Below are 22,897 nucleotides of genomic sequence, written 5' to 3'. Positions count from 1 at the left end.
CCTTTTGGATGCGTCAGGGCCTGTCCAGAGGACGTCAGGGTTGCTTCGGTGACTGGCTGATGGCAAGGGCCGCGATTGCATTGCCGCTCACCCGGACGACAACCGGTTCGGCGTCGGTGTCATCGGCAGGAGCACGGCTGAGCGTAATGTCAAAGGCACCATTCAGGGTGTTGAGGGTACCCTCCAGCGTGATGGCTCCGATATCCGACTGCAGTTTGATCCCTGAGAGCGTAACCATAACACCATCAATCTTGGCCGTTCCCGAAAGCTTGCTGAAGGGAAGGCTCAGGCTGCTGTCGAAGCCGAGCGAAAAGGCGCGCTGCGTTTCCGCGCGCTTGAACAGCGCCGCCAGGTCCAGCCCGGAGATCTTTCCGTCTGTCGCGGAAAATTTGACCGCGCCGCTGATCTTCTTGCGATCAAGGTCGGAAAAGGGGACGTCCGCCTGCAATGCCGCGTCGAGATTGAGATGTGGCGCGCTGATCGGCAGGCTGATGCCAAGCTGACGGAGGAAGGTGGCGGAATCCACATTCTCGGCCGTGAACTGAATGGCACCCTGCTTGCCGGCGGTAATGCCGACATGGGCCGAGAGTGTGCCCTCGCCGAGTTGGCTGTCAGCGATATCAAAGCTGGTCTGGGTGGTAGAGCGGAAAATGCTGGCCGCCACATTCTTGAGCGTGATGTCACCGAGCGCGACGCTCGGGGCAGAAAGCCGCAGATCAAGTGCCGGAAGGGCCGGTGTATTTCGCCCACCGCGGCCGGCAAAGGCTGTCACATCATCAATCCAGCCCGGCAGGGTGGTGCGGATGTTGGGTAGCTTCACGTCGCCAAAGGCGAGCGTCGCCATCCCGCGCAGGGTGCCATTGTCGCTGTCGCGGGCGATGTCCAGAATGCCGTTCCCCGAGGTGCCATCGATTACGACGGTCACCGGCGAGAAACGCAGCGAATTGTCGCTGCGGCCGAGCGTGCCGGATACCGACATGTTGTCGACATTCTTCAGCATCGGCATCGGTATCTGCAGCAGATCCTCGAGTCGCTTCACATTATTCGTTTTGACGGAGACGGTTCCGTCGAGAAAATAAGGTTTGGTCCGCGTGGCATGGCCGCTGAAACTGGTCGTGATCTGATTGTCGAACACCTTGAGCGACATCGAACTGTCTTCGCCACGAAGAAGCGAGAACGGCGTGTCGGCCTTGAACTCGAAATTGGTCGCGGCGCCGTCGATCAGCGCACTGCCCGTCGCTGAGATCGGGCCTGACAAGCGGTCCCATTTGATCTCGCCGTTGATGCCGTTGACGACTTCTGTGGTGCCGTGACGATCCAGAGCAAGCTTGGAATCGATGAATTTGACAGAGCCGGGAGCGTTGCCCGCGCCGGATGGCATGGGCGTGGCGAACATCTTTGCCAGCATGCCCTGCGGCGCTCCGGCAGAAGCCGGCGTGTCCTCGATAACCAGAACGCCGCCATCGATCGTCAGATCGGACAGCACCGTCTTGCCGCGCAGGGCCGAAAAGATGCCGAAATGCGCGGTCAGGCTTTTGGCATTGCCGTAAAGGAGCGGACCGGCGCCATCCGGACGCGCTGCCGCAATGCTGGTTACGGTTACCTTGGGCCGCGGCAGGAAGGAAATCTCAGCATCGCCGCCGACACGCACCTTGGCGCCGACCCAGTCGCTCAGGGCGGCTTCGACCTGCTTCTTCATGACGCCCTGTGGCAGGATGTCCGGCGCAAAGTGATAGATCATCACGACAGCAAGCACGACGGCAATCAGGACGCCCTTGACGCCGCGCCGGCGTGCCAGAGCGGCCAGCCGACCCGTCTTTTCGCTTTTCTCTGCCGTGTTCTTCGTCGTCATGGGTTCTTTCGCAGAATCGGACCGTGACCTCGGAGGAGGTCGTAAACACGCGGATATAGGAAATTCATGTATGGCGCAAACATGGCTGCGGTGGACGACGCTTGAAAATAGCTGTCAATAAGGCGGTAAATGCCTCTCAGGCGATGCGAAAACTTCGTTTCTCCGACGGTTCGGGCGAGGTGCCATAGCACGCATTCGTTTCGTCCTGGCGTTCGATCCGGGCATCTTGCGGACCTGCCGGTGCGACACCGCCGGTGACGCCAGTTCCTGTTTTGCCGAAAACTGTGCCATGACGTCGCACCGGGCTCGTCTGTGCGGATGATGATGGTGACGCTGTGTTCACCATCGGTCGCAGGCTTGGACATTGCAGCGGGCGGACCAGACATGCGAAGACGTGTGCATTATTGATCAGCGCGGGTCCCTTGCTATGAAGAAAATCGGTTTCCTCTCCTTCGGCCACTGGCAGAATGCCCCGCAATCGGGCACGCGTTCGGCGCAGGACGCCCTGCTGCAATCCATTGACCTTGCTGTCGCGGCTGAAGAGCTCGGTCTCGACGGTGCTTATTTCCGCGTTCATCATTTTGCCCGTCAGCTCGGCTCACCCTTTCCGCTGCTGGCTGCCGTCGGGGCGAGAACCAGCAAGATCGAGATCGGAACGGGTGTCATCGACATGCGTTATGAAAACCCGCTCTATATGGCTGAGGATGCGGGGGCTGCCGATCTGATTGCCAATGGCCGGCTTCAGCTCGGTATCTCACGCGGCTCACCGGAGCAGGTCATCGATGGCTGGCGCTATTTCGGCTACGTGCCTGAGGAAGGCAAGGATGCCTCCGACATGGCGCGCCGCCACGCCGAAGTGTTTCTCGATGTCATTCAGGGCAAGGGTTTTGCCCAGCCCAATCCGCGGCCGATGTTTCCCAATCCGCCCGGCCTGTTGCGCCTGGAGCCCTATTCGGAAGGCCTCCGGGAGCGGATCTGGTGGGGTGCCGGTTCCAATGCCACCGCCGTCTGGGCGGCCAAGCTTGGCATGAATCTGCAAAGTTCAACGCTGAAGGACGATGAGACCGGAGAACCGTTCCACAAGCAGCAGGCCGATCAGATCCGGGCCTACCGCGCCGCCTGGAAGGAAGCCGGACATAGCCGTACGCCGCGGGTCTCCGTCTCGCGCTCGATCTTTGCGCTGGTGTCGGACATGGACCGCGCCTATTTCGGGCGCGGCGACAGCCAGGATTCCATCGGCTATCTCGATGAGAACACGCGGGCGATTTTCGGACGATCCTACGCGGCCGAGCCGGACCGGCTGATTGAGGAATTGAAGGGCGATGAAGCCGTGGCCGAGGCCGACACGCTGCTTCTGACCGTGCCGAACCAGCTTGGAGTCGCCTATAACGCCCATGTCATCGAAGCGATACTCAAATATGTCGCGCCGGGGCTTGGCTGGCGTTGAGATTCGCCAAGCAGAACGAGCTGCCAGAAATAGTCTGACGCTTCGTTATTACCAGGAGATCAATGGGAAAGATGTGTTTCAGCTATAGTTTCAGCTGGCTGAGCGCTTGCTTCGGTTGTCGCTGCTTACTATAGTGGTAAGACATTTCTTTCATTGGTTTCAAGGCAATATGTTCGAGCGACGCGATTTCCTGATGGCTGCCGGAGCCGCTGTTTTGGCCAGTGGTGCGCGCTCGCGGCCGCGGGCGGAGGAAGCGGCTCTGCCTGACAACAAGAATGGGATTGCGCTGGCGCTCGGCGGCGGTGCCGCCAAGGGCTTTGCCCATATCCCCTATCTCGAATGCCTGGATGAGATGGGCGTGCGCCCGGCACAGCTTGCGGGCACGTCCATGGGCGCCATCATGGCAGCACTTTACGCTGCGGGCATGAGTGGCAAGGAAATCCGTGAAAGCACGCTTGAACTGTTTTCCGAAAAAGAGCCGCTGCTGCGCAAGCTCCTGCTCAACAACACCAATACATGGGCGTCGCTGTTCAATCTGATGCGGCCTGCGGTGATCGATCCGGAGGTTCTGTTCAAGGCTGTGCTGCCACCGGTTCTGCCGGACGATTTTGCGGGCCTGTCCATTCCCTTGTCTGTGGTTGCGACCGATTTTTACCGTCAGAGCCAGGCGGTTCTGGATCATGGTGCGCTGCTGCCAGCCATTTCCGCATCGGCGGCCCTGCCTGTACTGCTGACGCCGGTCGTTATCGGCGACAAGGTTCTGATCGATGGCGGCTTCGTCAATCCGACGCCCTTTGATGTGCTGGACAACGGGCGTTATTTCACCGTCGGCATCGATGTGACGGGCTCGCTGCCGCGCGACGGGACTGATCTCCCCGGTTCGCTGGAAACCTGGGCCGGGTCATTCAGCATCACCCAGCGGTCTATCGTGCTGGAAAAACTGAAATGCGGTGGGCCGGATCTTTATGTCGCCCCGCCTGTCGGCCAGTTCGCGACGATGGATTTCTTCGATGTGGAGGCGATCCTGTCGGCAGCTGACACGGGCCGTGATGCTTTCAAGCACAAGATTGCAGCGCTGCTGGAACGATAGAGGTCCGGATAGACTGACCGGGCAATGAGAGGGAAAACAGTGACGGACGACGATAATCGGGCCAGGTTCCTGTCAATAAGCCTGTTTTCGCTGGCGCTGGGGCTGGTCTTCTGCGCCTTCTCCTTCACGCCGTCGCTGATCCCGCGCAGCTATCTGATTCAGGGAGCGCTGGCCGGGCTTGTCACAGCGATCGGCTACATGATCGCTCGTCTGGTGGTCTCCGTCTGGCGCGGCATGGAGCTTTGGGAGCCTCAAGGTCGGCTGCGGCTCTATCTGCGCTTCGGCATTCTGGCACTGGCGCTTGTGCTGCTGATCGTCTTCATGGCGATGGCGCCGGAATGGCAGGATTCAGTCCGCCTTCGCGTCGGCATGGCGCCGGTTGAAAGCACCGCCTATCTCGGCATCCTCGCGCTTGCCATTGTCGTTTTCGCCGTTCTGTTTGCGATCGGCGCGCTGGCGCAGCGCATTTTCGATGTGTTGCGCTTCAGGCTTTACCGGATCATGCGGCCGCGCGCGGCGAGCCTGCTTGGGCTGGTTGTCGTGCTTTTCGTCAGCTTCACGGCGTCGCGTGACTGGGTGCTGCCCGCGGTGATCGACTTTCTCGACAACAGTTATGAGGCTGCGCAGGATCTGTTCGAGACGGCACCACCGCAGCCGGACGATCCGATGATTGCCGGCAGCAACGCATCGCTGGTGAGCTGGGCGGCGATGGGCCAGCCGGGGCGGAATTATGTGACCGGCGCACCCAAGGCCGCCGATATTGCCGCCTTTTCCGGCACGCCGGCGAAACAGCCGATCCGGGTCTATGTCGGGCGTTCGCAGGATGATGATCCGATGGCGCGGGCCGAACTGGCGCTGAAGGAGCTGATCCGGCTGAAGGCCTTTGACCGCAAGGCGCTGCTGGTGATGAGCCCGACTGGCACAGGTTGGCTGGATCCGGGCGCAGTCGATACATTCGAATATATCGAAAACGGTGATGTTGCATCGGTTGCCGTGCAATATTCCTATCTGCAGTCGCCGCTGGCTTTGATCTTTGAAACCCGTACCGGGCTTGATCAGGCGTCGGCGACCATGCGGGTGGTTTATGATTACTGGCGCAGCCTGCCGGCCGATCATCGCCCCAAGCTCTACATGCACGGGATTAGTCTCGGTGCCTGGTCATCCATGTATTCCTTTGACATGTTCGACATGATCAATGAGCCGGTGGATGGTGCGTTGTGGGCTGGCCCGCCCTTCCCATCCGACCTCTGGAACCGCACAGTGGCCAGCCGCGACGCCGGCTCCCCCTATGTCTTGCCGAAAATCGGCAGCGGAGAAGTGGTTCGCTTTGCCTCGCAATATGCCGCGGCCGGGCGTGAAGGTCCCGACTGGGGCAGAACGCGAATCATCTTCCTGCAATATGCGTCTGATCCGATCGTTTTTTTCGAGCCGGATTCGTTTTTCCATAAACCGCGCTGGATGCGCGAGCCGCCAGCGCCCGATGTATCTAAAAAACTCAGATATTTCCCGATCGTTACCGAATTTCAGCTGGCGGTTGATATGGCGCTTTCCAAAGCGTTGCCCGAAGGTTACGGTCACAACTACGTGGCCCGCGACTATATCGATGCTTGGCTGGAAATCCTGAATCCTTCGCATTGGTCTGACGAAAAGACTGACGAACTTAAGGACATATGCCGGTGGGGCGAAGTCTATGGCTGCAAGGCGCCGGATGCCGCGACACAGGCGGCAATGGGGTTGAATTGAGATTGGTAAAGCTTGCTCTATTGAATAGAGCACGCTAGCGTTTGTCTGCTACGCTCTAAATCAGGCCAATAAACGAGCTTTCTGGCGAGGAAATACTCTTTGATGAAAGTGATTTCGCATCCGAATGCCTGTTGGTCGTTCGTGCGTTACAAGGGGACAATCGCATGAATTTTTTTAATACAATATTCGACGCCATTAATAATTTGACATGGGGCTGGGCTCTTGTCCCATTTCTGGTTATATTTGGTGTATTCTTCACGATTTCGACTGGATTTGTTCAGTTCCGTTTCTTCAAGCGGATGTTCGGAGTCCTGTTCGGCGATGAGGACGGTGATCCGTCCAAGATCAGTGCGCGTGAGGCTCTGTTCGTCTCGATCGGCGGTCGTGTCGGCGGCGGCAATATTGCCGGCGTTGCCGTTGCTATCACGGCCGGCGGGCCGGGTGCCGTGTTCTGGATGTGGGTCATTGCTCTGATCGGCATGTGTTCAGGTCTGATCGAGGCGACTCTGGCCCAGGCTTTCAAGCGCACGATGCCAGGTGGTGATTATCGTGGCGGCCCTGCCTTTGCGATCATTCACGGGCTTGGCAGGAATTACCGATGGCTGGCCGTGATTTATGCGATCTGCCTGATTGCGTCTTTTGCGATCGGCTTCAATGCGTTTCAGGGCAATACGGTTGCAGGCGCTGCCGCCGACAGCCTTGGCGTTCCGCGGTTTGCGACAGGCATTTTCCTCGCCATCATCACTGGGGCCATCATCTATGGCGGCATTCACCGCATCGCCAAGGCTTCTGACATCATCGTTCCGGTTATGGCTCTTGGTTACATCGCCATGGCGGTGCTGATCATTCTGCTCAATATCACCTCGCTGCCGGCGGTGATCTGGGAGATTGTTGCCAATGCGGTCGGCATTCGCGAGGCTGTGGCCGGCGGTGTCGGGGCGGCGGTTGCCAATGGTCTTCGCCGCGGCCTGTTTTCCAACGAAGCCGGTCTTGGCTCAGCGCCGAATGTTGCCGCCACCGCCTATGTCCGCCATCCGGTCAGCCAGGGCATCACCCAGAGCTTTTCGGTCTTCATCGATACGATGGTGGTCTGCTCCTGCACGGCCTTCATTATTCTGCTCGGCGATGTCTACCAGCCGGGCGCGGAAAACATCGATGGCGTCGCCCTGACCCAGCAGTCCATGGTCAGCCATGTCGGCAACTGGGCACAGTATTATCTGACGGGGGCGATCTTCCTGTTCTCCTTCTCATCGATCATCTACAATTATTATCTCGGTGAGAATGCCCTGACATTTATGACGGGAAAGAAGGTTGCGACCCATGTGCTGCGTCTTGCGGTCATCGTGATTGTCTTTATCGGTGCCGTGGCGCCGGGCGCGACGGCGGTGTTCAATTTCTCCGATCCGATGATGGGCGTGCTCGCCATCGTCAACCTTCTGGCGATGATGATGCTGTTCCCGATCGCATTGCGGCTGATCAATGATTTCCGCGCGCAGCTTGCCGCTGGCAATCATCGCCCGATCTTCGATCCGAAGAAGTTCCCGGATCTCGATACTGACCCGTCCGCCTGGCCGGACGCAAAGTAAGCTGTTTCAGATGTGAGCAATCGCGGAAGGCCGGCGGGAAACCGCCGGCTTTTCTCATGAGGTTTCCTTGGGCGGGGCCTCGGCGTCGGTTTCCGTCGCGACGTCCTTTGTGAAGTCAGGTTCTTCGCCAACGCCATCGTCACGGGTGAGATAGAGCGTGGAGGAGGGGAACGCAAATCCGCTGCCGTTTTCCTCGGCGATGGTGCGGATCGACAGCAGCAGCTCTTCCTGAATAGCCAGGAAAGCGTTCATATCTGAGGCCAGTACGGTGGTGAAAACATCGATATTGATCGAGAAATCGCCATAGCCGACGACGCGCACGCGCAAGGGGTCCGGGCGCACATCCTTGTGTTCCTCCAGCATCGCCTTGATTTTTTCGCAGATCGCAGTCAGCGCCGCGTTACTGGTTTCATACCGCAGGCCGATGGCGTGGCGGAACAGGAAGACGTCGCGCTGGCTGTAATTGATGATCTTGGTCTTGGCCAGATCGGAATTGGCGATGGTGATCAGCGTGCGATCGAGTGCGCGGATTCGCGTCGAGCGGATGCCGATCTCCTCGATCGTGCCGGAGACATCGGCAAAGGAGACGAATTCGCCGACCCGGACCAGACGGTCGGTATAGAGGATCACGCCACCGATCAGGTTTTCGATCGTCGGCTGGGCGGCGAGCGCGATAGCGAGACCACCGACACCGAGACCGGCGACAACACCATAGATCGGAATGCCGATCCGGGTTGCGCCATAACCGGCAATCAGGATGGCGACGGCGAAGGAAAGCACCCGAAAGCCGGTGCGCACCAGGCTGGCATCAAGGCTGGTACGGGTCATTGCCTGGCTGCGCACGGCCCAGAGATAGAAGAGCTGCAGCAGCTGATAGGTGAGCCAGGCAAAGGATGCCCAGATAATGGCGGAGGTGGCCGTGGTCGTGAATTGCAGCAGGGGGCCCGTGATGTTGATCTGTTCCTCGCACAGATAGCGGAACAGATTGGCGGCAATGATGACCAGAGCCGGCTGCACGACATGGCGGAGCTGCCTCAGCGACTGGTTCAGCGGAATGGCACGCATCCGCCGCCAGCGGGTATAGATCACGATGGTCATGACATAGAGGCCGCACAATGCCGCAAGGCCGATCCATTGCCAGACGGCCTGACCGTGACGTTTGGCCTGAAGCCATTTCGGGCCCTTGAGGATATAATCATACCATTTCGGTGCGACCAGATTGCCCGGCGTATAGACGTAATAGTCATAAAGATCTTCGCCGTGGTCGGCCTGGACCGGCAATTCGCGCACGACATTATAGTCATCGCCGATCCGTGCGACCGTATCGGGCGTGAAGAGATATTTGCCCACATTTTCGCCCTCGGTCTGCTTGGCGATGACGATATCGGTTCCCGGGATCTTCCAGCGCAAAGGCAGGCTGGCGGTGTCGCTTTCCGATGCATTCGCCTCGGCGTCGGGACCTTCGCCGGGCACATCCTCGAGCGCGGGCAGGTAGATGCGATCGAGAATTTCCTGGAGCTGGAGCACGGTTTCAACGCCGGCGCGATCACGCGCCGTGGCGGGGATCTGCGACAGATCGAAGGTCTCGCTGGCCTTGTCAAGCAGCGCACGCACCTGGGTCAGCTTGGCGCGCTCGGCTTGCGAGAGAAAGAATTCCTTGCTGTCAAAGAAGTGATCACGCACGCTGATCCAGTCCTTGCTCGCCTCGCGCATGATCAGCATGAAACTCTCAAGCGTTGCCCGCGGCGAGCTGGTGTCTGGTGGCGAGATCGGATTGCCGATCATCTGGCGATAAAGCGGACTGTGATCGTTGATGTTGAGTGCTGCCTCGGTCTTGGCATCGGTCTCAGCCGTGGCGGCCTGGGCGAGGAGAAGGTCTTCGGCATGGACCGGTGGGCAGGGCAGCAGCCAGATCATGAATGCAAGGATTGTAAGCAGCAGGTTACCCGGCCAAATGGATGCAGTGGTTGCTGGCAAGAGCCTCTCTCCCGGAAATCCGTTCACGTCTTCTTGTCTGCAAAGGCCCTGGTGCGGGTCCGCGCATTTTTACAGGTAAGAGTGTAACGGAAAAATCACAGGTGAAAATGCCAAAGACAGCGTTTTCAGTGATTTACCAAAGAAGAGTCAGAAATGGTCCCGATCCGGGCGACGGGCTCACAGTGAGGTGCGGGCGCGAAGCGCTGCCACCAGCGTTCCCTCATCGAGATAATCCAGTTCGCCGCCGACCGGTACGCCATGGGCAAGCCGGGTGATCTTCACGTCGATCCCGTCGAGCTGATCGGTGATGTAATGGGCGGTCGCCTGACCTTCGACCGTGGCATTGACGGCGATGATGAGTTCGCGGACCGCGCCATCCTTCACACGATTGATGAGGGCGGCGATGGTCAGGTCTTCAGGGCCAATGCCATCCAGCGGCGAAAGCGTGCCGCCAAGCACGTGATAGGCGGCATTCATGGCGCCGGCGCGTTCGAGCGCCCAGAGATCACCGACATCCTCGACGACGATCACCAGACCGTGGTCGCGGGTCGGATCGGTACAGATGGTGCAGGGATCGGACGTGTCGACATTGCCGCAGGTGGAGCAGATCTTGACCTTGTCATAGGCATCCTGCATCGCACCTGATAGCGGACCCATCAGCTGATCGCGTTTCTTGATCAGATGCAGCGCCGCGCGCCGTGCCGAACGGGGTCCAAGCCCCGGAACCTTGGCCAGGAGCTGGATCAGTTTTTCGATTTCAGGGCCGGTGACTCGTTTTGCCATGGCCTTCAAATAGAGCGGTTCTGCAACGAATGAAAGGGGGAGCTTTGGTCAGCCGACGGTTATCACCGTTCGGCTTGTCGGATTGTCGCGCGCCCATGCCTGTTCGATCTGTGCAAGCGGGAATGTTGTTGTGGCAATCTTCAGGCCGGCTGGCTTGAAGGACGCGAACACGCCGACGATTGCGGCGCGCAGCCGTTCCGGTGCGACGCTGCCGAAGCCGCTGCCCATCATCGTGATGGCGGATGCGCGCAGTGCTGCCCCCGGCAGGGTGATTTCGGCACCGCCGATCGCACCGATTTCGACGTAGCGGAGCGGATGAGCAAATTTCGATGCCACCGCGAGAATGGTCTCGGCGCTGGGGCCGAAGAGATAATCGAGAACGATATCGATGCCGGCTGAAAACGCATCCCGGAGATCGGCTGCAAGTGCCTGAGGGTCCTGGGCAAGGCTGACAGTTCGGTCCGCGCCCAGCGCCTTGAGTTCCTGCAGCGCGCTGGCATTTCGGCCCGTGGCGATGATGTGTGAGGCGCCGAGATGGCGTGCGATCTGGACCGCAAGACGGCCTGATGTGCCGGTGGCGCCATTGATCAACACGGTTTCGCCGGGCTGGATCCGTGCACGTTCAATCAGTGCCGCATAGGAGGACATGGCGGGGTTGGCGATCGCAGCGGCGCTCACATCGTCAATGCTGTCAGGCAGGGCGATGAGATTGTCCGGCGTGACCAGTGACATCTCGGCGAGGCTGCCATGCGGCGCTTGGGGGAGGAGGAAATAGACGCGTGCGCCAGTCTCTGTGCGACCGACGCCGTCGATCCCGGGGACAAAGGGATATGGGGCGGAGGCGCTGTAATGGCGACCTGCGGCGCGACTGCGGGTGACCTGGCTGATCGCTGAAGCGCTGACATGAATGCGAACGAGGCCTTCAGACGGATCTGGATGCGGGGTTTCTGAAAGAATGGGAGGGCTGTCGGGCCCGGTGACGATCGCTGCCTTCATGGTTTTTCCTTGCACTTCGGTTTTGAGGACTGCTGCTTGGCTAAGGTTATTAAATGTGCGAAATACACATAGTTTCGAATCCGCAATTCTACAAGGAGAAAATGTGCAAAATACACATAATGTCGCGCGAATGCGTGCCATTCATGGTGCCATTCTCGATATCATGGGCGTGATGAACAGGCCGGACCGCGACGATCGGATGGTTGAGGCGGCCGGCATTGATCTTGATCGGGCGTTGTTCCCGCTTCTGGTTCTGACCGGGCGATACGGGCCAATCGGCGTAGTCGAACTCGCCGATCGTGTCGGCCGCGATTATACCACGGTCAGTCGCCAAATCGGAAAGCTTGCGGCGCTCGGCCTGGCCGAGCGGCGGGCGGGCAGGCAGGACCGCCGGGTGCGCGAGGCGTTTCTGAGTGAAGAAGGGCGCGCGATGCTTGCGAGGATCGATACGGCACGCGACCGTTTCATGGCCGTGCTGTTTTCGGGCTGGAGCGACGCAGATGTTGCGGATTTCGAGCGGATGCTGCGCCTTTTTGCCGATGCAATGCGAGACGGCGCGCCAGAAGCGACATGACAGCCGTCAGCGGCTGGCAATCGCCACCGCCGCACCGGCGATGGCGCCGGCGCTGGCGCGATTGGCGATCTTCATGGCGCGCCGGCTTTTCAACAGGCGCCGTGCCCGCGACGCCATGAAGACCCAGGTCAGGTCGACACTGGCGAGCACCAGCAGCAGGGTCAGCGTCAGCTCCGCCCAGCCCAGCACACTGACGCGGTTGAGATCGATGATGGTCGGCAGCAGCGCGACATAGAACATCATGATCTTCGGATTGCCGAGCGTCACGCTCATCCCGGTCAGGAACATCTTGACCGGTGAGGTTGCCTGCGGCAGATCCTCGCCGTGGGGCTGAGGGTCGCTCACCCACATCTTCCATGCCAGATAGGCCAGATAAGCGACGCCGGCCCATTTGATCACGACGAAGATATCATGGAAACGCTCGGCAATGGCCACCAGGCCGAAGACGGCCAGTGTCAGCCACAGTGCTTCGCCCAGCCACATGGCGGCCAGAAAAGGCAGCACGTCTCTCGCACCACGGGTGAGAACCCGGGCAACAAGCGCCGCGACGCTCGGCCCCGGCGAACCGGCGGCAACCATGAGGGTGATGGCGAAAAGGGCGAGCGCTGCGAGTGTCATCGCTTCAGCCTCAGAAAGGAAGCTTCATGCCGGGAGGGATCGGCAGACCGGCGGTCAGTTCCTTGGTCATCTCCTGTGCGGCTTCCTCGGCACGATCCTTGGCGTCGCGGTGGGCGGCAACGATCAGGTCCTCGAGGATTTCGCCTTCGCTTTCGGAAAGAAGCGAGGGGTCGATCTTGATGGAGATGAGTTCGCCCTTGGCGGTCATCTTGACGTTGACAAGGCCACCGCCGGAAACGCCGTCAACCTCAAGCGCCGCGATGTCGCTTTGCAGCTGCTCCATCTTGGCCTGCATTTCCTTCATCTTGCCCATCATGCCCATGAGATCGCGCATGAAAATCTCCTGCTTCGTTTCGCTCTGTTGTCAGTTGTCGTCGTCAAGATCGTCGCCGGGCAGCACGTCACCGTCTTCGTTGACAGCGGCATCCGGGGCGCCCTCTTCAAGTTCAGCACTTTCCTCGCCGGGACGGATGCGCACATCGCGGATCACCGCGCCGGGATAAGTCTTGAGAATGGCGATCACATCGGGATCAGCCCGGGCATCGCGGAACAGCGCCTCACGGGCAGCAGCTTCAGCGGCCACGAGTGTCGGTTGGCCTTCCTCATTGCTGATGGAAACGAACCAGCTTTCCTCTGTCCATTCCTTCAGCTTCGAGCCCAGCTCCTGGGTCAGCGCGCGCGGAGCACCATCTTCGAGATTGACCTCGATCCGGCCCGGTTCCATGCGCACCAGATGAACAAAATTGCGGATTTCCGCGCGAAGCTTGATCGAGCGGTGCTTGCTGCACAGGTCGCAGACATCCTCAAGATTGCGCAGGTTGAATTTCCGCGCCGGCTCGGCCGGCGGCGGCGGGGCGACCGGTTCCGGCTCCGGCCTGACCGCTATTTCCGGCACGACAACGGTATTGCGATCCGGGCGCAGCATGGTCACGGTTGCCGAGGGCCGGGCTGGCGCATCCGTTCTGGCCGATGAAACGGCACTGGACGTGGCGCCGCTGCCTGCAGAAGCAGCGGCCGCGCTGCCACCCGGGCGCGCCGGCGCGCCGGCCTCACCATTTTCAAGCGCCAGCAGGCGCCGTGCGGCATCTTCCGGTGCAGGCAGGTGGGCGGCATGAGCAAGCCGGATCAGCACCATTTCCGCTGCACCATAGGGGCGGGCGGAGTTTTCCGTTTCGGGAATGCCTTTCAGCAGCATCTGCCAGATGCGCGACAGTGCCGATACCGGCACTTTGGCGGAAAATTCAAGGCCGCGTTCACGCTCGACCTCGCTCAGCGAAACATCCGAGCCGGCATCGGGCACATAACGCAGCCGCGTCACCAGATGGGTGAAGTCGGCGAGATCCGTCAGCACGATGACCGGATTGGCGCCGGCCTCATACTGTGCTTCGAATTCCGCCAGCGCTGCCGTGACATCGCCCGAGACGATATGGCCGAACAGATCGACGATCCGCGCGCGGTCGGCAAGGCCGAGCATGCTGCTGACCTGCGTTGCGGCCACATGTCCGCCACCATGGGAAATGGCCTGGTCGAGCAGCGACAGGCCGTCGCGCGCCGAACCTTCCGCCGCGCGGGCAATCATGGCGACGGCGTCATCCTCGATGGTCACGCCTTCCTTGGCGCAGATCGTGGTGTAAAGCCGCACCAGATCGGCGGCCGGGATCCGGCGCAGGTCGAAACGCTGGCAGCGCGACAGGACGGTAATCGGAACCTTGCGGATTTCCGTGGTGGCAAAGATGAATTTCACATGTTCCGGCGGCTCTTCGAGCGTCTTCAAAAGACCGTTGAAGGCCTGGGTCGAGAGCATGTGCACTTCGTCGATGATATAGACCTTGTAGCGCGCAATGCTGGGCCGGTAGCGCACCTGATCAATGATCTCGCGGATGTCATCGATGCCGGTATGGGAGGCGGCGTCCATCTCGATCACATCGACATGGCGGCCGTCCATGATCGCCTGGCAATGTTCGCCAAGCTCGGAAAGCTCGATTGTCGGACGGTCGATGGTGGCGGTCTTGTAGTTCAGGCCACGGGCGAGAATGCGGGCTGTCGTGGTCTTGCCCACACCGCGCACGCCGGTCAGCATATAGGCCTGAGCAATGCGGCCGGTCTCGAAAGCGTTGGTCAGGGTTCTGACCATCGGTTCCTGGCCAACCATCAGGTCGGAGAAATCCTTCGGGCGGTATTTACGCGCAAGAACGCGATATCCGCCGGCGGAAGAATTCGTGCTGGTCGTGTCTGTGGTGTTGTCTTCGCCCATTCTCAACCGTCGCCAGATTCCTGTTGTTCCCAGGCCAGAAGGCCGGTTGCCGGCCTGTCTAGCGGCCCGAGGCGCGTGTCAGCATCGGCCGGCCCGACATGCAGTCTGGCAGAGCTGAGCGTGAATTGCGACAGGGAAATGCATGTTTCAACGCCCGGCTTGAAAAGGTGGGAGGCTGGCACGGTGACCCGTGCCGGGCTCGTTAGGGCTGCTTCCTTCCGGACCTGACCCGGTTGGCGAGTGGCTCGTCCACCACCAACCTCCCGCGGCACATATCGGCAATTTGCCAGGCGAATGCAAGCGTTCAGTGGAAAAATCTTTGGGATTGGCTGGCTGTTGCCGGAGCTTTCGCAAATTGCTGGCCGTTCGGTGCCGCTTTCTCGCTATTTGCTTGATCGGGTGCCGTCGCGGTGGTTCAATCAGTCCCAAAGCCTTGGCAAGGCGGAAAGGGTTCCTGCCGGCCAGCCGTTTTCGGGGGGGCGGCCAACGAAAATAAAAACGGGTGTGAAGGAGCACAAGGGGCATGGAGCGGTTCACGATCAATGAGCGCCTCGCTGAAGACAGCGTTCTTGTTGCCTGTCTCGGGCTCTGTCAGATCCGGCTGTCGCGTGATGCGCGCTGGCCCTGGCTGATTGCCGTGCCACAGCGCCAGGGTATGGAGGAGGTTTTTGACCTGACGCCGCTTGATCAGACCATGCTGACCTTTGAGGTCAACGAGGCGGCGGTGGCGCTCAAGCAGATCACCGGTGCGGAAAAAATCAATGTTGCCGCCATTGGCAATGTCGTCCGCCAGCTACATGTTCATATCGTTGCCCGGTTCGAGGGCGACACAAACTGGCCGGGTCCGATCTGGGGCCATGGCGAGGCCAAGGCGCGCACGCCGGAAGACCTGGAGGCGCTGTCGCGACAATTTCTGGAGGCTCTGTCGAGCAAATGACCTCACTTTTCGAAAATTATGGGCCGCACCGTGATGCGAGTGCGCTGACAGCCTTTGCCGGCTGCCGGATCATTCGCGATTCCGAGCATCGTGGGGAAGACGCCCTTCAAAAGGCCGCCGCCGATCCTGAAGCGCGCTTCTTTGCCTTTGCCGGCGGCAAGGTCGTGATCAAGCATGAACGCCAGGTGCTCGATCCCTATTTCGCCCGCTACGAACTGGTTGACCTGTCGCCGGATCGTTCAAGCGCTGTTCTGATTGGCCACGAGCCTTCCGGCGCGCCGCTGATTTCCATCGATCTCGAACTCGATCCGGAGGCGCTACCGGCGCATCTGAAGGCCACGAGCGCGCGGTCGATGTATTCCGAGGGTCTGTTTGATGAGCCGACGCTTGGTGCATTTGCGCTTGCCTGCAGCCTGTCTGCCTGGACCCGCAATCATCGCTTCTGCGGCGTTTGCGGTGCGCCGAGCGAAGGGGCAGCGGGTGGTTTCAGGCGGCAATGCACGGCCTGTGGCCACATGATGTTTCCGCGGACCGATCCGGTGGCGATCATGCTGGTGGTGGATGAGGCGCGCGACCGGGTGCTGCTCGGCCGCTCGCCGCGCTTTGAACCGGGGCGTTATTCCTGTCTTGCCGGTTTCCTGGAACCCGGCGAAACGCTGGAGGATGCCGTTCGACGCGAAACCTTCGAGGAATCGGCTATCCGTGTCGGGCCGGTACGCTATCACGCCTCCCAGCCCTGGCCGATGCCGCATATGCTGATGCTGGGATGTTTCGGCAAGGCGGAAAGCTTCGATATCACCCGCGATGAATCCGAGCTTGAAGATTGCCGCTGGTTTTCGCGTGCCGAGCTGAAGGCCATTCTCGACGGGACCCATCCCGATGGCATCAATGCGCCGCCGGAAGGCGCGATTGCCTATCGGCTGATGCGTGATTTCATCGACTGGCCGGCCTGATCCTTGGCCGGCTCTCGTTCGGAACGTCTCCTGTCCCTGCTGCAGGCGCTCAGGCGTCATCGCTTTCCCGTCTCAGGTGGCGATCTCGCGGCCGAGACCGGCGTCAGCCTGCGCACGCTTTATCGCGACATCGCCAGTCTCAGGGCGCAGGGCGCCGCCATTGAGGGCGAGGCCGGGATCGGCTATGTCCTGCGTCCCGGTTTTCTGCTGCCGCCGATCATGCTGACGGCGGAGGAGATCGAGGCGCTGGTTCTGGGGTCCCGCTGGGTCGAGAAGGTTTCGGACGTGAAGCTGGCCGCAGCTGCCAGTCAGGCGCTGGCCAAGATCGCAGCCGTCCTTCCCGATGAAATGGGCGATATGCTCGATCAGACCGCGCTGATCGTCGGCCCGCGCGACATCCCGGCCGAAACGGCCGATATTCCCTTGCTGCGCGCGGCAATCCGTCAGGAAAGAAAGCTCAAGATCACCTATCGCGACGACAGCGGCAGAACCAGCCAGCGCATCATATGGCCCTTTGGTCTTGCCTATTTCGAGCGTGTGCGTGTGGTGGTTGCCTGGTGCGAACTGCGGCAGGACTTCCGCCATTTCAGGACCGACCGCATCGACACGCTCGAGGAAACAGGCCAGCGTTGCGGCAAGCGGCGCGCCGTGCTTCTGGCGCAGTGGCGGGCGAATATGGCCGCCAGCGGCGTCCGGCCGGAGACTGCTGACAGAAACTGACAGTGCAGCGCGCTAGTCATCGGGCATTCCAGAAAAGGAGAACCCCAATGACGACAATGCCCCTCAATCTGATCGTGCTCTATGTCGATGATCCGCAGGTCAGCGCGAAATTCTACGCCCACTTTCTCGGCGTCGCGCCGAATGCGCTCTCGCCGGGTTTCGTTGCCATCAACGCTCCCGGCATGCCGATGCTCGGTCTCTGGTCCAGGGCGGGTGTGAAGCCTTCCCCGGAAGGCGGACCGGGCATGATGGAAATCGGCGTCATGCTGGGTGGCGATGGCGTTTCTGTCGCCTATGATCGGGCCGTTGCCGACGGGCTCGACATTATCCAGCCTTTGTACACGGGCGATTTCGGTCCGACATTTGTCGTTGCCGATCCGGACGGTCATCGTATTCGTGTATGCCAGCCGGATGACTGAAATCCGTGATTTTGAAGTAACTTTCTGAAAATAAAAGACAAATGTCCCGAAACGATCAAGGTTCGGGACATTTTTCGTCATGATTTACTGCAATCTTTGCGTCAGATCCGGGCGGGGTTGGCGAACATGGAGAAGCCGGTTTGCGGAGCGTGACCGTACCCACCATCACTTCAGACCGCTCCCGCGATTAAGAGCGGTCTGCGCCAGCTTCAGGCTGCCCCCGTTGCCTGGAGCTGGCGTCGCATCGGATGGCCTTCATAGACGCCCAGAATGCGTACCTTTTCGGAGAAGAAACGCAATTCCTCCAGCGCACGCGCGACAGCCGGCTCATCGGGATGGCCTTCGATATCGGCATAGAACTGCGTGGCGATGAAGCGGCCGCCGATCTGATAGCTTTCCAGCTTCGTCATGTTGATGCCATTGGTGGCAAAGCCGCCGAGCGCCTTGTAGAGCGCGGCCGGAATGTTGCGGACATTGAAGATGAAGGTGGTGACGATCTTCTTGTCCGGGCCGGCGGCAGCCCATTTTTCCTTGTCGGACAGGACGACGAAGCGGGTGATGTTGTTTTCCGAATCCTCGACATTTTCCGCGAGGATATCCAGACCGTAGAGCGCGGATGCCAGCCGGGGCGCAAGGGCAGCCATGCTGCGATCGCCCCGTTCCTTCACCAGCATGGCCGCACCGGCGGTGTCTCCGGCAACAACTGGGTTCCATTTGTTGCGGCGGATGATCTTGCGGCACTGGCCAAGCGCATGGATGTGGCTGTGGACGGTGCGGATCTCATCGAGCTGGACACCGGGCAGCGCCATCAGCTGAAAGCGGATCGGCATGAAATATTCGCCGACGATGAACAGCCGGGAATCGGGCAGCTGGTAGTGGATATCGGCGACCCGGCCAGCCAGCGTGTTCTCGATCGGAATCATGGCCAGATCGGCATCGCCGTTTTCAACAGCGAGGAAGGCATCCTCGAAGGTCTTGCAGGGCAAGGGTTCCATATCGGGATAGACATCACGGCAGGCCATGTCCGAATTGGCGCCATGTTCACCCTGAAATGAGATGCGATTGGTTCTGGTGATCATTCCGATGGTTTCCGGTTCTCGAGAATGGCGCGCGCCTTTTCCAGATCCTCGGGCGTGTCGACGCCGAGAGGGACGGTGTTGACGATCTCGACATCGATGCGCATGCCATGTTCCAGCGCCCGCAGCTGTTCCAGCTTCTCACGTTCTTCAAGGAAGGAGCGCGGCAGGGAAACGTAGCGTTCAAGAGCAGCACGGCGGAAGGCGTAAAGGCCGATGTGATGATAGAGCGGGCCGTCACCCCAGGGCGCCGTGGCGCGGGTAAAGTAGAGTGCACGCAGGCGGTAGGCGCCGATTGGTGCACCGACAACCTTGACCACCTGCGAGGCGGTCTTTTCGTATTCATCGGTAATTTCAACCGTCAGCGTGGCGATATCGACGGCCGGATTTTCCAACGGACGCAGGACGGCACGGATCGTGTTCGGATCGATGGTCGGCAGATCGCCCTGAACATTGATCACGGTCTTGGCCCGGCCCTCCGGATCGACTTTCTTCAGCGCCTCGTAGATGCGATCTGATCCGGACTGATGGTGCTTGCCGGTCATGATGACTTCGAAGCCGGCTTCGGCAATGACATTGTAGAGGCGCTCATCGTCAACGGCCACAACCACGCGGGCCATGCCGGCCTCGCGGGCGCGTTCTGCCACCTGCACGATCATCGGCTTGCCGGCAATATCTGCCAGGGGCTTGTTCGGTAGCCGGGTCGAGGCCATGCGGGCCGGGATGAGAATGATGGTTTCGTCGGAAAGGTTACTGCTCACGGAATGTCTCTTGTTTCTGTGGTCTGAGCCAGGGTGCTTCACGCACTCCTTGTCCATGGCCGTTGCATCGCTGCATCAAAAGACATAGGTTCTATAAGATTGCAAGGGACACCGGTTGAGGGGCCGGGGGCAAGGGAGCGGGACAGCGATGAATTTTAACCTGAACATGGTGCTGGCGGCGCTACTGGGCACGTTATTCGTGCTCATGTCGGTTTCTTTCGTTTCCGAGGCGATTTTCGACCCGCGCCTGCCGGAAAAAGAAGGCTTTGCAATCGCCGTTCCGGAAGGCATGCAAACGCCGAAGGCCCAGAGCCCGGCGGCAACGCCGCTGGCTGAGCTGCTGGCCAATGCCAGTGCGGATCAGGGCCAGCAGATCTTCAAGCGATGCCAGGCCTGCCATTCGATCGAAAGCGGCGGACCAAACAAGGTCGGACCCAATCTTTACGGCGTCGTCGACCGGCCGGTCGCCAGTCATCAGGGTTTTGCCTATTCGGCGGCGATGAAGGAATTCGCCGAGGGCGGGCAGAAACACTGGACCTATGAGAATCTGAACGCCTTCATTGCCGCGCCGCGCAAGGACGTGCCAGGCACGGCGATGGGCTTTGCCGGGCTTTCCAGTGACAAGGATCGCGCGGATCTTCTGGCCTATCTGCAGACAGCCTCGGATACGCCAGTGCCGTTCCCCGAGGTTCAGGCGCCTGCCGATACCGCAGCAGGGCCGGCTCCGGCTGCGGCCGAGGCGCCGGCAAAGAGCGAGTAGCGCGCTTCAGAGCCCCAGGATCAGCACCCAGAAGCTGACGGTGAAGACACCGAGCGCGGTGGTCAGTGTGATGGTTGAGGCCGCGACATTCTTGCCGGTGCCGAACTGGTTGGCGAGCACGAAGGAGTTGACGCCCGCAGGTGTGGCGCCCGTCAGCACGAGTGCGGCCTTTGCCGCTGGCGGCAGCCCGAGAAGCACGGCAAAGAGATAGACCAGCGCCGGAACCAGCATCAGCTTGATGAAGGTAACGGCCGAGAACAGCCCGACATTGCCGGAAACCTTGTACTGCGTGAGCGTCATGCCGATGGCGATCAGCGCCACGGGCGCGGCCATGCTGGCGATCATGTCGATCACGGTCAGCACCGGGCCGCCCAGGTGAATATTGAACAGATGGATCAGGGCGCCAAAGAACAGCCCGACCACGATCGGGCTCGTCACCAGATTATGGGCGACGGTATAGGCGATCTGCCGCGGGGCACTGACGGCACCGCCTTCACGGCTCTTGGCGTGTTCGACCAGCACGGTCGCCGTCACCATCATCACCGGCATGTGGATGGCGAGCACCAGCGACAGGACGATCAGCCCTTCATTGCCGACAACATGGCTGACCAGCGGAATGCCGATGAAGGCGGCATTGGCAAAGGTGCCGGACAGGCCGATAATGACGCCCGAGGCCCGGTCGCGGCCAAAGAAGCGGCGCGCGATGATTGCCGCAGTCGTCCAGGATACGGCGATCGCCGCGAAATAACAGAGCCAGATCTTCAGCGGCTTGGCATCGCTGAAATTGGCCTCCGCCACGGTGCGCATCAGAAGCATGGGCAGGGCGATCTTGAAGACGAAACTCGTCAGCATGCCCGCATGATCGGCTTTGAAATAATTGATCCGGACGATGGCCCAGCCAATCAGAATGAGGATGAAGAGAGGCAGGACGCTATTGACGATGTCTTGCATAGGGAAACTTTCGGGCTCGGGCCTGCCTGGGGAGGGGTCACGACCGGGAGGCAGTGGTTGGATCAGGCGCAGAGCGAAAATGTTCCCCCGTTAAAGGGGAGTCAAGCCTTGCCGATTAACTCGCATTCGCGAAATCGATATTGCGATGCAATATTCAGGCCCGGAGCGCCGTGGCCGGCGCTTGCCGGTAGGCCATCAGTGCCGGAAATGCGCAGAGCATGCCGGCGATTGCAAGCACGGCGGCGACGCCGGCGAGATCCGCCCGTTCAAAGCTGACGGGCAGGGCGAAGCCACGTTCGGAGGCGATATTGTCGGCAATGAATGTTGCAGCGCAAAAGCCAAGCCCGTAACCGAGCAGGATGCCGGTTCCGACCAGCGCGAACAGCTCGCTCCAGACAATGGTGAAAACCGCAGCGCGGGGCGCCCCGAAGGCACGGAGCGCGCCGATCTGGCGGCGGCGCTGGCCGACATGGATGACGGTCACCATCAACAGGGCGGCGGCGACCAGCAATTGCGCACCAATGGCAATGGCCGAGAGCACGCGGCGTGCATCGCCCATGGTGGCATAGAGCTTCGTCAGCACCTCTGCCGGAAACACCGCCACGGTGTCGTGATCCTCGCGATAGGCCTGGCGCAGCTTGTAGGCATCGGCAATGGTCTTCGGCTTGACCAGAATGGCAGGCAGGCCCGGCGGTTCGGCCTGGCTGAAATCTTCATCGAGCGGGGCGGCCGGATCGATGCCGTGATGCTCGTCATCATGTTCGGCGGCGTCATGATCTGCGTCATCGTCATGGTCCTCGAGGCCGTGAATGTCCCACACGGCGCGGATCGGCACCATGATGGCGCGGTCCCAGGCCGTGCCGGTAAAGCCCGCCTTGCCGGTTACGTGATAGGCAAGTTCCGAATGGGTATGGCCGCCATGCTCGATATCGCCATGCATCGGCTTGATTTCAGCGCCGATCGACAGGTCGACGGCGGCACCAATCACGGCCTCGCCCTCATGGGCAAACATGCTGCCGGCGCTGAAGCCCGGTGTGGTGGCAGCGATCAAGGCACTGGTCGTGCCGACGATCGGATAACCCTGATAGCTATCGCCGAAGCCGATCGGAGCGGCCCAGACGACCTGATCATTCTGCGCGAGATCGGTGAGAACATGGCCGGGCATCAGTGGCAGATCGGCGGCCTGCAGAAAGACGGATGACAGCACCAGCTGGGTCTCGCTGCCCGGCGCACCGATAATCAGATCGAATTTCTCCGAGGCCCGCGCGCTGCCGAGCCGCAAGGCGCGCTCGGAAAGCGTGACGGTGATGCCAAGTGCCGTTGCAAGCGTGATCAGAAGAATGATCACCAGTGAACCTGCCCAGAGGCGTTTCAGGTCGGCAGCAATGAAACGCAGCATG

21 protein-coding genes and 1 other RNA gene are annotated in these 22,897 nt (G+C 60.5%); 10 read left to right on the top strand and 12 right to left on the bottom strand.

The features are described 5' to 3' along the window. Positions 1-34: 34 nt before the first annotated feature. A complete protein-coding gene (locus tag HCK86_RS00185; RefSeq protein WP_176082467.1) occupies positions 35-1,852 on the bottom strand; it encodes an AsmA-like C-terminal region-containing protein in 1,818 nt (605 codons plus the stop codon). Positions 1,853-2,279: 427 nt separating this feature from the next. On the opposite strand from HCK86_RS00185, the gene HCK86_RS00180 reads away from it, so the two are divergent. The 4 genes from HCK86_RS00180 to HCK86_RS00165 all read left to right on the top strand — a co-directional run bounded on the left by HCK86_RS00180 (position 2,280) and on the right by HCK86_RS00165 (position 7,718). Continuing rightward, the gene (locus HCK86_RS00180; RefSeq protein ID WP_176082466.1) at positions 2,280-3,299 is read left to right on the top strand and encodes an LLM class flavin-dependent oxidoreductase; all 1,020 of its coding nucleotides are present in this window, start codon (positions 2,280-2,282) and stop codon (positions 3,297-3,299) included. A gap of 169 nt (positions 3,300-3,468) precedes the next feature. Next, the gene (locus HCK86_RS00175) at positions 3,469-4,389 is read left to right on the top strand and encodes a patatin-like phospholipase family protein (RefSeq protein ID WP_176082465.1); all 921 of its coding nucleotides are present in this window, start codon (positions 3,469-3,471) and stop codon (positions 4,387-4,389) included. A 39-nt stretch (positions 4,390-4,428) separates the two neighbouring features. After that, a complete protein-coding gene (locus HCK86_RS00170; RefSeq protein WP_348641028.1) occupies positions 4,429-6,132 on the top strand; it encodes an alpha/beta-hydrolase family protein in 1,704 nt (567 codons plus the stop codon). A gap of 164 nt (positions 6,133-6,296) precedes the next feature. Beyond that, positions 6,297-7,718 carry an alanine/glycine:cation symporter family protein gene (locus HCK86_RS00165; protein ID WP_176082463.1) on the top strand — a complete coding sequence of 474 codons (1,422 nt, stop codon included), beginning with the start codon at positions 6,297-6,299 and terminating at the stop codon, positions 7,716-7,718. A 54-nt stretch (positions 7,719-7,772) separates the two neighbouring features. Here the strand turns inward: HCK86_RS00165 and HCK86_RS00160 are convergent, their stop codons facing one another. From HCK86_RS00160 to HCK86_RS00150, 3 genes are all read right to left on the bottom strand, one after another. Then, positions 7,773-9,695 (bottom strand): mechanosensitive ion channel family protein, encoded by a 1,923-nt coding sequence (locus HCK86_RS00160; protein WP_176082462.1) that lies wholly within the window; start codon positions 9,693-9,695, stop codon positions 7,773-7,775. 177 nt (positions 9,696-9,872) lie between these two features. Next, on the bottom strand, positions 9,873-10,478 hold the full coding sequence (gene recR, locus HCK86_RS00155) for a recombination mediator RecR (protein WP_176082461.1): 606 nt from the start codon (positions 10,476-10,478) through the stop codon (positions 9,873-9,875). A gap of 48 nt (positions 10,479-10,526) precedes the next feature. Next, a complete protein-coding gene (locus tag HCK86_RS00150; RefSeq protein ID WP_176082460.1) occupies positions 10,527-11,474 on the bottom strand; it encodes a zinc-binding alcohol dehydrogenase family protein in 948 nt (315 codons plus the stop codon). 103 nt (positions 11,475-11,577) lie between these two features. On the opposite strand from HCK86_RS00150, the gene HCK86_RS00145 reads away from it, so the two are divergent. Continuing rightward, positions 11,578-12,048: a MarR family transcriptional regulator gene (locus HCK86_RS00145; protein ID WP_348641027.1), complete on the top strand. Its 471-nt coding sequence runs from the start codon at positions 11,578-11,580 to the stop codon at positions 12,046-12,048. A 6-nt stretch (positions 12,049-12,054) separates the two neighbouring features. On the opposite strand, the gene HCK86_RS00140 is transcribed toward HCK86_RS00145, so the two are convergent. The 4 genes from HCK86_RS00140 to ffs form a co-directional block, all read right to left on the bottom strand. Next, the gene (locus HCK86_RS00140; protein WP_176082459.1) at positions 12,055-12,666 is read right to left on the bottom strand and encodes a LysE family translocator; all 612 of its coding nucleotides are present in this window, start codon (positions 12,664-12,666) and stop codon (positions 12,055-12,057) included. A 10-nt stretch (positions 12,667-12,676) separates the two neighbouring features. After that, positions 12,677-13,000: a YbaB/EbfC family nucleoid-associated protein gene (locus tag HCK86_RS00135; RefSeq protein WP_176082458.1), complete on the bottom strand. Its 324-nt coding sequence runs from the start codon at positions 12,998-13,000 to the stop codon at positions 12,677-12,679. A 30-nt stretch (positions 13,001-13,030) separates the two neighbouring features. Then, entirely contained in the window at positions 13,031-14,920 is a 1,890-nt protein-coding gene (locus HCK86_RS00130) for a DNA polymerase III subunit gamma/tau (protein WP_176082457.1), read from the bottom strand. A 167-nt stretch (positions 14,921-15,087) separates the two neighbouring features. Beyond that, positions 15,088-15,184: signal recognition particle sRNA small type (gene ffs, locus HCK86_RS00125), an RNA gene on the bottom strand. A 259-nt stretch (positions 15,185-15,443) separates the two neighbouring features. Here ffs and HCK86_RS00120 point away from each other — a divergent pair. From HCK86_RS00120 to HCK86_RS00105, 4 genes are read left to right on the top strand one after another with little or no spacing between them, the layout of a single operon-like run. After that, positions 15,444-15,857: an HIT family protein gene (locus HCK86_RS00120; RefSeq protein WP_176082456.1), complete on the top strand. Its 414-nt coding sequence runs from the start codon at positions 15,444-15,446 to the stop codon at positions 15,855-15,857. Then, a complete protein-coding gene (nudC, locus tag HCK86_RS00115) occupies positions 15,854-16,810 on the top strand; it encodes an NAD(+) diphosphatase (RefSeq protein WP_176082455.1) in 957 nt (318 codons plus the stop codon). Before HCK86_RS00120 ends, nudC begins: the two co-directional genes overlap by 4 nt. Positions 16,811-16,813: 3 nt before the next feature. Beyond that, on the top strand, positions 16,814-17,530 hold the full coding sequence (locus HCK86_RS00110) for a YafY family protein (protein ID WP_176082454.1): 717 nt from the start codon (positions 16,814-16,816) through the stop codon (positions 17,528-17,530). A 47-nt stretch (positions 17,531-17,577) separates the two neighbouring features. Continuing rightward, positions 17,578-17,949, top strand: a complete 372-nt coding sequence (locus HCK86_RS00105) for a VOC family protein (protein ID WP_176082453.1) — start codon at positions 17,578-17,580, stop codon at positions 17,947-17,949. Positions 17,950-18,158: 209 nt separating this feature from the next. Here HCK86_RS00105 and HCK86_RS00100 read toward each other — a convergent pair whose 3' ends face one another. Together HCK86_RS00100 and HCK86_RS00095 are read right to left on the bottom strand one after the other, a co-directional pair. Further along, positions 18,159-19,028 (bottom strand): prephenate dehydratase, encoded by an 870-nt coding sequence (locus HCK86_RS00100; RefSeq protein WP_176082452.1) that lies wholly within the window; start codon positions 19,026-19,028, stop codon positions 18,159-18,161. Further along, positions 19,025-19,786 (bottom strand): 3-deoxy-manno-octulosonate cytidylyltransferase, encoded by a 762-nt coding sequence (locus HCK86_RS00095; protein ID WP_348641026.1) that lies wholly within the window; start codon positions 19,784-19,786, stop codon positions 19,025-19,027. Before HCK86_RS00095 ends, HCK86_RS00100 begins: the two co-directional genes overlap by 4 nt. Positions 19,787-19,934: 148 nt before the next feature. On the opposite strand from HCK86_RS00095, the gene HCK86_RS00090 reads away from it, so the two are divergent. After that, the gene (locus tag HCK86_RS00090; RefSeq protein ID WP_176082450.1) at positions 19,935-20,546 is read left to right on the top strand and encodes a cytochrome c family protein; all 612 of its coding nucleotides are present in this window, start codon (positions 19,935-19,937) and stop codon (positions 20,544-20,546) included. 6 nt (positions 20,547-20,552) lie between these two features. Here the strand turns inward: HCK86_RS00090 and HCK86_RS00085 are convergent, their stop codons facing one another. Both HCK86_RS00085 and HCK86_RS00080 read right to left on the bottom strand, forming a co-directional pair. Then, positions 20,553-21,497 (bottom strand): AEC family transporter, encoded by a 945-nt coding sequence (locus HCK86_RS00085; RefSeq protein ID WP_176082449.1) that lies wholly within the window; start codon positions 21,495-21,497, stop codon positions 20,553-20,555. Between the two features lie 154 nt (positions 21,498-21,651). Further along, positions 21,652-22,896 (bottom strand): FtsX-like permease family protein, encoded by a 1,245-nt coding sequence (locus tag HCK86_RS00080; RefSeq protein ID WP_176082448.1) that lies wholly within the window; start codon positions 22,894-22,896, stop codon positions 21,652-21,654. Position 22,897 lies beyond the last annotated feature (1 nt).

Source organism: Martelella sp. HB161492, assembly GCF_013184775.1.
In the GTDB taxonomy this organism is placed as follows: Bacteria; Pseudomonadota; Alphaproteobacteria; order Rhizobiales; family Rhizobiaceae; genus Martelella.
This window is presented reverse-complemented; position numbering and strand designations above follow the sequence as displayed.